We start from the raw sequence: 12,087 nt of genomic DNA on the forward strand, positions 1-12,087 counted from the left end.
CAATCTGCCATCATGACAAACAGCAGCAGGGTGTTACAAGCCAGCTGATCAAACAAAAGCCCCGTTCCATGATGGAAACGGGGCGATTGATCGTCATGCGCACAGGGTTCAGCGACTGCGGCAGGCCTTGTCCACCAGATACATCAGGCTTTGATAAGGGATGCCGGAGTTGGCCGACAGGCCAATCTCACAAGTAACGCTATTGGAGAAGCCGCTGCCGCAGTCCTTCACCTGTGCCTTGAGGCCGGTGAGCGCACTGCTGTTGAGTTCCGGATGACTGAAGCCCTTGTCACCGGCAAAGCCGCAGCAGGTAATGCCTTGCGGCTCGACCACCTTACTGGCGCAGCGTTTGGCCAGGGCATTGAGCATGGCGGGCTGGCCGGTCTTGCGCATGGAGCACACCACGTGCAAGGCCACGCTTTCTGACTGCGGGGTGAAAGCCAGATATTCGGCAGCCACCTCGTGTACGAAGCGGGTGACGTCATACACGTGCAGACGCTTGTCCTGCAGCCCTTCCAGCATGCTGGCGGTACACACGCCATTGTCCACAATCACCGGCCAGCGGCCATTGTCGCTGGCCTGCAGCAAGGCCACTTCCAGTTCGGACAGCTTGCTGGCGGCGGCATCCACTGCCCCCTTGGACTTGAACGGCGTACCACAGCACAGGCCATCCATCTGCTGCGGGTAAAGAATCTGATAACCGGCCTTGCCCAGCACCGAGGCCACCACCTCGTTCAGCGGCCGTTGATCCGGCTGCGCCTTGGCCGGGGCAAAAGTGCGTGTCAGGCAGGATGGCAGGTACACCACCTTGCGTTCGCCCGGTTTGCCGCCATCCAGCCGCAGCTTGCTGGCAGCGCGCGGGAAGTATGGCGTCCAGTAGGGAATACGTCGCCCCACTACCCGGCGCAGGCTGCGCATCAGCACCCCGGTAGCGGCATTGCCGGCCACGCTTTGCACGGTTTGCAGCGCACGCAAGCCAAGGCGCGCACCCGCAGTGGCGGTGCCGTAGTGGCTGGCCAGGGTATTGGCCAGCGCCCTGCCGGTATCGCTCAGATTCTGCTGCCGCAACTGGCTGGTGAGCGCGCCGGTGTTGATGCCTACCGGGCAGGCGGATTCGCACAAGCCACAGGTGGTACAGGTTTCATCCCCGGCAAACTGGTAACTCTCACGCAATGCATCCAGCCGCGACGGGTCCTTGCCGCTTTGCTCAAGCGCAGCCATTTCGCGGTTGGCGACAATGCGCTGGCGCGGTGTCAGGGTGATGGCGCGGCTGGGGCACATCACCTCGCAGAAGCCGCACTCGATGCACTTGTCGATCAGCGTATTGGCGGTGGGAATCGGCTTCAGGTTGCGGATATGCAGCAGCTTGTCGTGGGTGATGATCACATCCGGGTTCAGGATGCCATCCGGGTCGAACAGGGCTTTGAGCTCCTGCATGATGCGGTAGGCAGCCGCGCCCCACTCCATCTCGACAAACGGTGCCATATTGCGGCCGGTGCCATGCTCGGCCTTGACCGCACCTTCGTATTCCACCGCCACCAGTTTGCACACATCCTCGATAAAGGCTTCGTAGCGCTTGATTTCGGCATCGCCGGAGAAATTGGGCGTGAACACGAAGTGCAAATTCCCCTCCAGCGCATGGCCGAAGATGATGGCTTCGTCGTAATGGTACTGGCGGAACAAGGCCTGCAGCTTGAGCGTGCCTTCGGCCAGATGTTCGATGGGGAATACCACGTCTTCGATGATGACGGTGGTTTCCGCCGCCCGCATGGCGCCCACACTGGGGAACATGCCCTTGCGGATATTCCACAAGCGGGTGTATTCCTCGGCCACATCGGTAAAGCGGATGCCGGACAGATTGGGAATGGCCGCGATATAAGCGCAGATGGCGTCGATCTGCGCAGCCAGTGCCACGGCATCACGGGCACGGGTTTCAATCAGGATGGCGGCAGCCTCGTCGCCCAGCGTCTTCAGTTCGGCCGGCACCCCGGCCTTGTTTTCCACCGAGCGCAGGCTGGCGCGGTCCAGCAACTCGGCCGAGGACACCACGTCCTTGTGCTGGGCCAGCAACTGGATGGCATCGCAGGCGTCCTTGATGGTGGGGTACAGCACCAGCGCCGATGCCTTGTTGGGCAGCTCTTCCACCGTGTGGTAGGTGGCTTCCGACACAAAGGCCAGCGTGCCTTCGCTGCCCACGATCAGGTGCAGCAGCATGTCCAGCGGATCGGCAAAATCCACCAGCGCATTCAGGCTGTAGCCGGTGGTGTTCTTCATCTTGTACTTGCGGCGGATACGCGCTTCCAGCTCGCCATCGGCACGGATACGTGCGGCCAGAGCCGCCAGTCCGGTCAGCAGGCCGGCATGGGACTGGCGGAAAGCCGCCACGCTGGCGGCATCGCCGGTATCCAGCACCGTGCCGTCAGCCAGCACCAGCCGCAGGCTCTTGATGGTCTGGTAAGTGTTTTGCGCCGTACCACAGCACATGCCGCTGGAGTTGTTGCTGACAATGCCACCTATCATTGCCGAGTTGATGGTGGCCGGGTCCGGTCCAATCTTGCGGCCAAACGGCAACAGTGCAGCATTGGCCGCCGCACCGATCACCCCCGGTTGCAGGCGGATGGCACGCCCTTCATCCAGCACCTGCAAGTCTTTCCAGCCATGATTGGCCACCACCAGAATGGAATCGCTCACCGCCTGGCCGGATAGAGAGGTCCCCGCAGCCCGGAAGGTGACCGGCAATTTCAATGCCGCAGCCTGTGCCAGCACCGCCTGCACTTCGGCCTCGGTATGTGTCTGGATGACGATTTTCGGCACCAACCGGTAACAGGACGCATCCGTCCCGTAGGCCAGGGTGGACAGCGGGTCGGTAAATACACGTTTGGCGTCAATGACGTCGACAATGGCTTGATGAAACAGCCGGTAAGCACCTTGCAGCATGAACTCTCTCCGCGGCGCGGGCAGCTGCTCTGTGTCGGCTTGCCACGCCAGGTTGCGCACGTTGCCTGCTTGCAGAACTGCAATGGCAGGCAGACGGTCCCAAGAATGTTGAAGCGGCATAGTGCCACATCTGGCTTTTCTGCCCATCAAGGGATTACCCTGTCAGCCAGAAGGATTACCGATGAAAAACACAGAAAGGGACAGCAATATGCTGATGCAGATTGATCAGGCCACCCTGCTGGTGGTGGATATCCAGGACAAGCTGTTACCGGCGGTGGATCATGCCGACGCCATGCTGGCTGCCAGCCTGTGGCTGGTGGGTGTGGCACACGACACCGGCCTGCCCATCGTGTTTTCCGAACAATATCCACGCGGCCTGGGCCATACCGAAGCCAGCTTGCTGGCACAGGCCCCCCAAGCCACCGTGGTGGAGAAGCTACATTTTTCCTGCGTGGCCGCCGACTGCCTGCCCGACAGCCTGCTGGCGCGCAAACAGGTGATTGTCTGCGGCATGGAAACCCATGTCTGCGTATTGCAAACCGTGCTGCAACTGCTGGCACAGGGCAAGCAGGTATTCGTGGTGGCCGATGCGGTGGCCAGCCGGCGCGACAGTGACAAGCAATTGGGCTTGCAGCGCATGCAGGCAGCGGGCGCGGTATTGGTGAGTCGGGAAATGGTGCTGTTTGAAATGCTGGGCGCGGCTGGCAGCGAACTATTCAAGGCCATGAGCAAGAAATATCTGACGGGTGTGCAGCCATAAACCATTCATGACCAGGACAAGCAGCAGGATTAAGCAGATTGCCAGACCCAAAGGGCAGCTTGTCAGTCCTTATCTCTTGCACAGATAATTTCCAGAACGCAGGTTTTGCTGGATCTGCAGTTTTAAAACCATTCATCCGGTAGCACCTTCCAGGCTTGTCACTGCAATAGCAGGCAAAACCTGATCCACGATTTCAGTTGTGGATCAGGTTTTTGTTTTTGGAGCCGCACCAATGCGTATCTACAAGATACTGAATAACAATGCAGTCATTGTCCGTAATGCACAACAGCAAGAACAAGTTGTCATGGGATGCGGACTGGGTTTTCAAAAGCGTCCTGGAGACTTTCTGGACAAAGCTTGCGTTGAAAAAATATTCTCATTGCAAGAGCCAGGCTTGCAAGCACTACTCAGCGAACTATTACAACGTATTCCAACAGAGATCATCACCGCCAGTGATCATGTGATTTGCCTGGCACGACTAAAACTTCCGTCCTTGCATGACCGTATCTACCTGACTCTAGTTGATCATTTCCATTTTGCCATCGAACGCCGTCGCCAAGGGATAGCCATCAGCAATCTCATGCTGTGGGATATTCAGCAACTATATCCCTGTGAATATGATATAGGCTTGGAGTCATTGAAACTGATCGCACAGGAGCTGGATTGCCAACTACCCATTGATGAAGCTGGTTTCATTGCACTGCATCTGGCTAATGCGCAGCTGACTGGAAACATGCAAATCACCAATCAGATCAGCCTGCTCATGCAGGAAATACTGCAAATTGTGCGCTTAAAAATGCATATCAGACTGGATGAAAACACACTGGCCTTCCATCGCTTTGTCACTCATCTTAAATTTCTCGCTCAACGACTGCTCAGCAAACAAAGCCTGCCAACGGGAGATATGGCATTACAGGAAATGGTGCAAAATTGTTACCCACAGGCATGGAACTGCGCCATGGTAATTAGCAAGCATATCGAAGCCCACAAACACCCCAAATTAAGCGATGCAGAAATCATGTACCTTGGCTTGCATATCAATCGGCTGCATGACAGGCAAGCCAAATAACAGCCATATTCAACACCACAATACCGCACCACCTTTATTAAATTAATCTGCAGCAAAATGAAACCAAGATGGTTGAATAATTCAAGCGCTTACTCTTGATAGGATTGTTATCGCAATTGCGAGCAAAACCTGAAATCGCTCTCCGCCAGGAAAGCTGACTTCAGGTTTTTTTTAATTTAATCACACAAGGAATAAAAAATGGAGGAATTGGCCAATACCATCTTGGACAAAATAGGTGGCAAGGACAATATAGAAAGCCTGGTTCACTGTGCCACGCGCTTGCGCTTCAAATTAAAAAACAGCGCCCTGGCACAAACTGCCACGTTGAAACAAACACCTGGGGTGCTGATGGTAGTGGAAAGCGGTGGGCAATATCAGGTAGTGATTGGCAATGATGTCAGTAAAGTTTTTTCTGCTATCGAAAAACTGCGCCAAACCACAAGCCAGCCGGTGGATAGCGCCAGCGGCATCAGCGAAACACTGTTCAGCCGCTTTATTGACGTCGTGTCCGGCATTTTCACCCCATTTCTTGGCGTCATGGCAGCATCCGGTATTCTGAAGGGCTTGTTGGCGCTGGCACTGGCCAGCCATTGGCTGGCGGCGGACAGCGGCAGCTATTACGTTTTATATGCTGCCAGCGACGCGCTCTTCTTTTTCCTGCCTATTGTCCTGGCCTATACCGCGGGGCAGAAATTCGGCGGTTCGCCCTTCACCACCATGGCCATCGGGGCTGCCTTGCTGCACCCGACCATCCGCAGCCTGTTTGCCAGCGGCAGTATTGGCGCGTCGCTGGATTTCTTTGGTTTGCCACTTACCTTGCTGGATTATGGCTCTTCAGTGATGCCGGTCATTTTCGCGGCCTGGTTTAGTTGCCTGCTGGAGAAACGGGTACAAGCACGCATCCCTGCCGCCATCCGCAATCTGGCAACGCCATTGCTCTGCCTCGCCATCACGGTTCCCTTGACCTTTTTGCTGATCGGCCCGCTGGCCACGCAGGCCAGCCATGGACTGGCGGCTGGCTATCAATGGCTGTATGCCTTGTTCCCGGTGCTGGCAGGTGCCGTCATGGGGAGCTTATGGCAGGTATTCGTCATTTTTGGCCTGCACTGGGGCTTCATCCCGCTGATGCTCAACAACCTCAGCGTGTTGGGCTACGACAGCATGCTGCCGCTGCTCTTGCCGGCGGTCATGGGCCAAGTGGGCTCGGTACTGGGTGTCATGCTGCGTAGTCGCGACAGCAAGCAACGCTCGCTGGCCGCCTCTGCCGCGACGGCTGGTTTATTCGGCATTACCGAACCGGCCATCTACGGCATCAACCTGCCTGCCAAACGCCCCTTCCAGTTTGCCTGTATCGGCGGGGCGCTGGGCGGCATGGTGGTTGGCTATGTGCAAAGCAAGGTGTACTCGATGGGCTTGGTCAGCGTGTTTACCTTTGCGCAGATCATTCCGCCAAGCGGGGTGGATGCCAGCGTGTGGGGTACCTTCATCGGGACGGGCATTGCTTGCCTGTTTGCCTTGCTGGCCACCTTTTTCTTTGGCCTGCCTGCCACGGCACAAACCAGTCCGCGCCATCCCGTCCAAACAGAACAGCACACTATTCTCTCGCCCATTAGCGGCAATATCCGCCAGCTCTCCAGCATTCACGATACGGCCTTCGCATCCGGTGCGCTGGGCGCTGGCATTGCCATTTATCCCAGCACGGCCAGTCTGTATGCACCGTGTGCAGGCGTCGTCAGCGGCGTACAGCCCACCGGACATGCGCTCACCCTGCGTACGGAGCACGGCGTGGAAATACTGATTCATGTCGGCATCAATACCGTTCACTTGAAAGGGCAGCATTTTCATCCACAGATTGCGCCGGGGCAGCACGTCACCGCTGGCCAGCTACTGATGCACATTGATCGAGAAGCCATTCAGGCGGCCGGGTATGACCCTACCGTGCTGCTTACCCTGTGCCAGGGTGCAGACAATGCCAGCATCCAGCTATTGCAAGCCGGCCAGGTTCAAACCGGCGACCCCTTGTTTCTGCTTCACACCGAGCCTCTCCCAACCCAAGCTTAAGGAGTACAGCATGCAACGTTTTCCCGACAATTTCCTTTGGGGTGGTGCTATTGCCGCCAATCAGGTTGAAGGTGCCTACCGGGAGGGTGGCAAGGGCTTGTCCACCTCGGATGTGCAGCCCCAGGGCATTTTTGGCCCCATCACCCCGCGCAAGGACGGCGACTTCAATATCAAGGATGTTGCCATCGACTTTTACCACCGCTACCCGGAAGACCTCGCCCTGATGGCCGAAATGGGCTTTCGCTGCTTGCGCACCTCGATTGCCTGGAGCCGGATTTTTCCTAAAGGGGATGAAACAGAAGCCAATGAAGCAGGCTTGGCTTTCTATGACGCCCTGTTTGATGCAATGGCCAGCCACGGCATCGAGCCGGTTATCACGCTGTCCCACTATGAAATGCCGCTGGGGCTGGTACAGCGTTATGGTGGCTGGCAGGATCGCCGCCTGATTACCTTTTTTGGCCGCTATGCCAACACCGTGTTCAAGCGCTTTGGCCATCGGGTGAAATACTGGCTGACCTTCAACGAAATCAATATGTCGCTGCATGCGCCGTTTACCGGGGTGGGCATGGCGGCAGACAGCTCTGCGCAAGCCATTTATCAGGCCATTCATCATCAACTGGTTGCCAGCGCCCGCGCCGTACGTGATTGCCATGCCATGCTGCCAGATGCGCAAATCGGCAATATGCTGCTGGGCGGCATTGTTTATCCGCTTAGCTGCCATCCGGACGATATGCTGGAAACGCTGCGACAAAACCGGCAATGGCTGTTTTTTGGCGATGTCCAGGCACATGGCAGTTATCCGGCGTATATGGAGCGGTTTTTCCGTGAGCAACAGATTCAGCTGGAGATCAGCCAGCAAGATCTGGCGGATCTGCAACATACGGTGGATTTCATCAGCTTCAGCTACTACATGTCTGGCTGCGCCACCGCGGACCCGGCACTACAGCAGCGCTTGCGCAGCAATATTCTGGACATCGTACCCAACCCCCATTTGCCCAGTTCGGAATGGGGCTGGCAGATTGATCCGCAAGGCCTGCGCTATCTGCTGAACCTGTTATACGACCGCTACCGCAAACCGCTATTCATTGTGGAAAACGGCCTTGGCGCACGTGATGTGGTGGCCGAGGATGGGTCCATTCAGGATGATTACCGGATCCGCTATCTGAATGATCACCTGCTGCAGGTGGCGCAAGCCCTGCAAGATGGTGTGGAGGTGATGGGCTATACCAGTTGGGGACCCATTGACCTGGTCAGCGCCTCAAAAGCGCAAATGTCCAAGCGCTATGGCTTCATTTATGTTGATCGGGATGATGATGGCCAGGGCAGCCTTAAGCGCCTGCGCAAGAAAAGCTTCTTCTGGTATCGCGATGTGATTGCCAGCCAGGGCGCCAGCCTGCAAGCCGGGGAGTCCCGCCCATGAAAACACCATGGCAATATAAGCCGGCAGGCCCCCTCGCCCTGACCATGCTGCTGACACTGTGCAACGGACCACCAGCATTGGCAGAGCCCACCCAAGCCTTGATCACAGAAAACACTGGACTGCTGGGCGGAAGCCGGCTGGATCTGTCGCTGCGCAATCTCTACCGCAGCGGCAATGCCAGTGAATGGGACCCGGATCTCCTGCCACATCATTACAGCACCTGGGTGCAAGGGCTTAGCCTGGATTATCGGAGTGGCTACTGGCAGGACCGACTCGGCTTGGGCATGTCCTATGAATCAGTCATTAATCTGCGCACCCGTACGGAAAATGGCTACACCGACAATATGCTGCCGCGGGACCTGGGCAGCTTCAGCAAACTTGGCCAAGCCTATCTGCGCTACCAACAGCCCGGCCTCAGTGCGCAAGTTGGCTGGCAGCATATGTATAACGTTGGCGTGATTCATGCACGCGACAGCCGTGCCGCACAAAAGAGCTACCAAGGCCTGCGCCTGGATGGTGAAGCCGGAAAGTGGAGTGGGCTGCTGGCCGTGGTGGATCGCACCTCAGACCGGCACGAGCCTGAGAAACGGCGGTTTTACAGCCGCGATGGTCGTCACCAACTAAACCATATTGTCAGCGGCCAGGTGAAATGGGAAAGCGCAAAAAACAACTCTCTATTGTATTTTGCCGGTGAAGCTGACCGCTATCTGTTCCGCCAGGGGCTGGAAACCTCCTGGCAGGCCCAGCCATCCGGACTGCGTCTGGAAGCGTTTTTTTATCACAATCGCGGCCTGAGCTGGTGGGAAAGACAAGACTTCAGCCGCGACGCGTATCACTTTGGATTCAAAGCAAGCCGCGAACTGGGGCCATTCACCCTAAGCGGGGGCGGCAGCCATACCTGGGCCAAACCGCAAAACCCATCCGATCTGGGCTTCTTTTATTTCAATCTGGCCCGTAACGCAGTAGGTCGCTTTGCCAGCCCGGCATACAACGGCATTTTCGATTACATGCATGATCGTGAAACCATGCTGTTCGCCGCCCTTGGCTATCGCCCACAAACCAGCACCCACATTGGCATGGCCGCCTATCACGGCACGGGCATGCGTTATCAGCAGGTGCCGTTGCGGCACTGGGACGTACTCGGTTTCATCGAGCACAAACCGCCGCAGCTGAAGAACCTGAGACTGCTCCTGATGGTTGATTACGGCCAGAGCTGGAAACGCACACGCAATGGACAGGCAGATGTAGCCAGCGGCCAGCAGATCAACAAACCTAAAATCGGCAGCGGTTTCCAGATCGACTACTTGCTGCCGCTACTGTGAGTGCCATCCAGCAACCCACTTCAGAACAGGAGCCACCATGCGCCGCCTCCCTGCCCGCTTAAGCCTGCTTGCCCTTTTTTTTGTCACTGATGCCATGTCTGCTGACCCCACCGCCGATATTGAAATCTATATTGCACGCCACGGAAGAACCATGCTGAATGCCAGCGATCGGGTACAAGGCTGGAGCGATGCCGTCCTGACACCGCAAGGTCAACGCCAGGCCATCAGCCTGGGGCGTGGCCTGGCCAAGCAAGGCATTCTTTTCAATGCAGCTTACAGTAGCGACAGTGGCCGGGCCCTGCAAACAGCCCGCCTGCTATTGGCACACAATGGCCAAGCCCAGTTGCCGGTACGCACCGACTGGCGCTTCAGAGAGTTCAATTTCGGCAGCTATGAAACCCTAGCCAACCAAACACTGTGGCAGGACATCGCCGACCAACACAAGATGAGCCTGGCGCAATGGCTGACCAAGGTCACCCCCAAGGACTTTGCCGATACCGTTGCCATACTGGACCAAGCGCGGCAACAAGCTCGTGCCGATACCTGGCCCGCAGAAAACTATGCCGCCATCCAGCAACGCCTGCACAGCGGCATGGAACAGCTGATCAGCCACACTCGCCAACAGGGCGGTGGCAAAGTACTGCTGGTATCGCACGGACTTAGCATCAATGCCCTGCTCGACCTGCTGCTGCCCGGCCAGACCGTGGCAACGACAAGGCTAGAAAATGCCAGCATCACTCGCCTGCGTTTGCACAACGGCCAATATCAATTGCTGGACATCAATGATTTGCGCTATCTAAAGGCGGGACAGCTTCCAGCCGACACATCGTTGCCGGCAGACAGCATTGCGCCGCCCACGTCAAAGGAGGCCACCCAATGACGACAGCAACTGCGCTATTGATGCAGGAACGCCAACCCAGCCCATGGCCGACACCAGCAATCCTGCTTAGCCTGCTGGCATGCGCGGGATTGCCTGCCTTGTCACATGCCGCACCGGCAGAAAGCTGGGATGGCTATGTGCTGGGCATGGAAAACACGGACAACGGTGTACTGGGCGATATGCACGGCTTGCGCTCAACACTGGCACAGCATGGCTTCACCTTTAACAGCGCCTGGCTAAGCCAACTCGCCCGCAATATAGAAGGGGGATTCAATTCCGACCGCCACAGCGCTTACATAGACCAGTTCTGGTTCATGTTCACCCAAGACTTGTCCGCCGCAACCGGTATACCGGACGCCAAAATAGAAGGAAACATTGTCAATCGCAATCATGACAATAATCTGACCGCAATGCGTCTACAGGATAATCGTGTCACCGGCGGCGACCTTGCACAGGAGAGCTGGGGCGGACAATCCATCACACGTCTGGGCTGGCTGACGTTCAGTCGCAGCTTTCTGGATCAGCGTTTGCAATGGCGGCTGGGACTGATGAACAAGGTGCAGGATTTTGATCAATCCATTCCCTGTGATTTCCAATTGCTCAACCTGTGTGGCGGTAAAGCTGCCGCCGCCCGGACTTGGTATAACTGGAATTCACATTACTGGGGCAGTACTTTCCAATACAAGATCACCCCGGAATGGACAGTGAAAACCGGGCTACTGGAGCAAAACCCAGAGGCCCCTTCCCGCAGTCATGCCTGGAGCGTCAGCACCCAAGGCAGCAAAGGCGTTTTGTTCCCGCTGGAACTGGAATGGAAAACCAACTCGGTAAACGGCTTGCCCGGCATCTACAACCTGGGATGGCTCTACACCAATGCCAGGCAAAACGCCCTCTTCCAAGGCCATGCGACACAGCCCGAGCAGTATCGCCACACCGGCTATTGGTATGCCGGGCTGAATCAGCAACTGACCCGTCATCATGGTGATAAACAACGCGGGCTGAGTTTTTCCTGGAGCCTTGGCCTGGGTGACAAAAGAAGTAATCCCATCCCGCTGATTACCTCCGCCTCGTTACGCTACCGTGGACTGCTGGACAGCCGGCCGCAGGACATGATGGGCATTGGCACGGCCTGGATGCACTACAGCAGCAACTACCAGCGACAGCAGCAGTATCTGAATACCCAGAGCGGTATCAGCGACTATGCCGATGCCGCTTATGCACCGATACCCGGCTATGCGATGAACAGTGAGTTTTTCTATCGCGCCCAACTGCGGCCCTGGCTGCAACTGCAACCGGGTATCCAGTACTGGAGAAAACCTGCGGGACTTAAGGAAACCCCAGATGCCTGGGTGGTGACACTCAAGACAGTCGTCATATTCTGAGTGTCCTGTCGTGGTGGATTGCGCCGTGGTTTGCATCATCCACTTGATCAGCATGCGGGAACATCACGATCAGAATGGAAAAAGTTGGCCAAAGCATTTGCTTTGGCCAACTCTGTTCCGGTGGCGGCTATGCCGCTCTGTTTTCTCCTTTGCAGACTGGCGCAGGACGGTGATTGCAAGAAGGAGGGAGCAATCACCCGTCGCCAGCTACTGCATCACATATAGCAAATGGTGTGCCAGCAATGACAAGCCTTTG

8 protein-coding genes are annotated in these 12,087 nt (G+C 56.8%); 7 read left to right on the plus strand and 1 reads right to left on the minus strand.

All coding sequences use genetic code 11. The features are described 5' to 3' along the window. Positions 1-108 precede the first annotated feature (108 nt). Entirely contained in the window at positions 109-2,937 is a 2,829-nt protein-coding gene (locus DLM_RS15645; protein ID WP_089085759.1) for an FAD-binding and (Fe-S)-binding domain-containing protein, read from the minus strand. 181 nt (positions 2,938-3,118) lie between these two features. Between DLM_RS15645 and DLM_RS15650 the strand changes: the two genes are divergently transcribed. The 7 genes from DLM_RS15650 to DLM_RS15680 all read left to right on the plus strand — a co-directional run bounded on the left by DLM_RS15650 (position 3,119) and on the right by DLM_RS15680 (position 11,831). Then, on the plus strand, positions 3,119-3,697 hold the full coding sequence (locus tag DLM_RS15650) for a hydrolase (protein WP_231959872.1): 579 nt from the start codon (positions 3,119-3,121) through the stop codon (positions 3,695-3,697). A 232-nt stretch (positions 3,698-3,929) separates the two neighbouring features. Beyond that, entirely contained in the window at positions 3,930-4,766 is an 837-nt protein-coding gene (gene licT / locus DLM_RS15655; protein WP_089085568.1) for a BglG family transcription antiterminator LicT, read from the plus strand. Between the two features lie 198 nt (positions 4,767-4,964). Continuing rightward, the gene (locus DLM_RS15660) at positions 4,965-6,827 is read left to right on the plus strand and encodes a beta-glucoside-specific PTS transporter subunit IIABC (RefSeq protein WP_089085567.1); all 1,863 of its coding nucleotides are present in this window, start codon (positions 4,965-4,967) and stop codon (positions 6,825-6,827) included. Positions 6,828-6,837: 10 nt separating this feature from the next. Continuing rightward, positions 6,838-8,247 carry a glycoside hydrolase family 1 protein gene (locus DLM_RS15665; RefSeq protein ID WP_089085566.1) on the plus strand — a complete coding sequence of 470 codons (1,410 nt, stop codon included), beginning with the start codon at positions 6,838-6,840 and terminating at the stop codon, positions 8,245-8,247. Then, on the plus strand, positions 8,244-9,569 hold the full coding sequence (locus DLM_RS15670; RefSeq protein ID WP_089085565.1) for an OprD family outer membrane porin: 1,326 nt from the start codon (positions 8,244-8,246) through the stop codon (positions 9,567-9,569). Before DLM_RS15665 ends, DLM_RS15670 begins: the two co-directional genes overlap by 4 nt. Before the next feature lie 151 nt (positions 9,570-9,720). After that, entirely contained in the window at positions 9,721-10,449 is a 729-nt protein-coding gene (locus DLM_RS15675; RefSeq protein ID WP_167467139.1) for a histidine phosphatase family protein, read from the plus strand. Beyond that, entirely contained in the window at positions 10,446-11,831 is a 1,386-nt protein-coding gene (locus DLM_RS15680; protein WP_197715426.1) for a carbohydrate porin, read from the plus strand. The genes DLM_RS15675 and DLM_RS15680 overlap by 4 nt, the downstream gene beginning before the upstream one ends. Positions 11,832-12,087: the final 256 nt, after the last annotated feature.

The sequence above is a fragment of the Aquitalea magnusonii genome (assembly GCF_002217795.2).
GTDB classification, from domain to species: Bacteria; Pseudomonadota; Gammaproteobacteria; order Burkholderiales; family Chromobacteriaceae; genus Aquitalea; species Aquitalea magnusonii_B.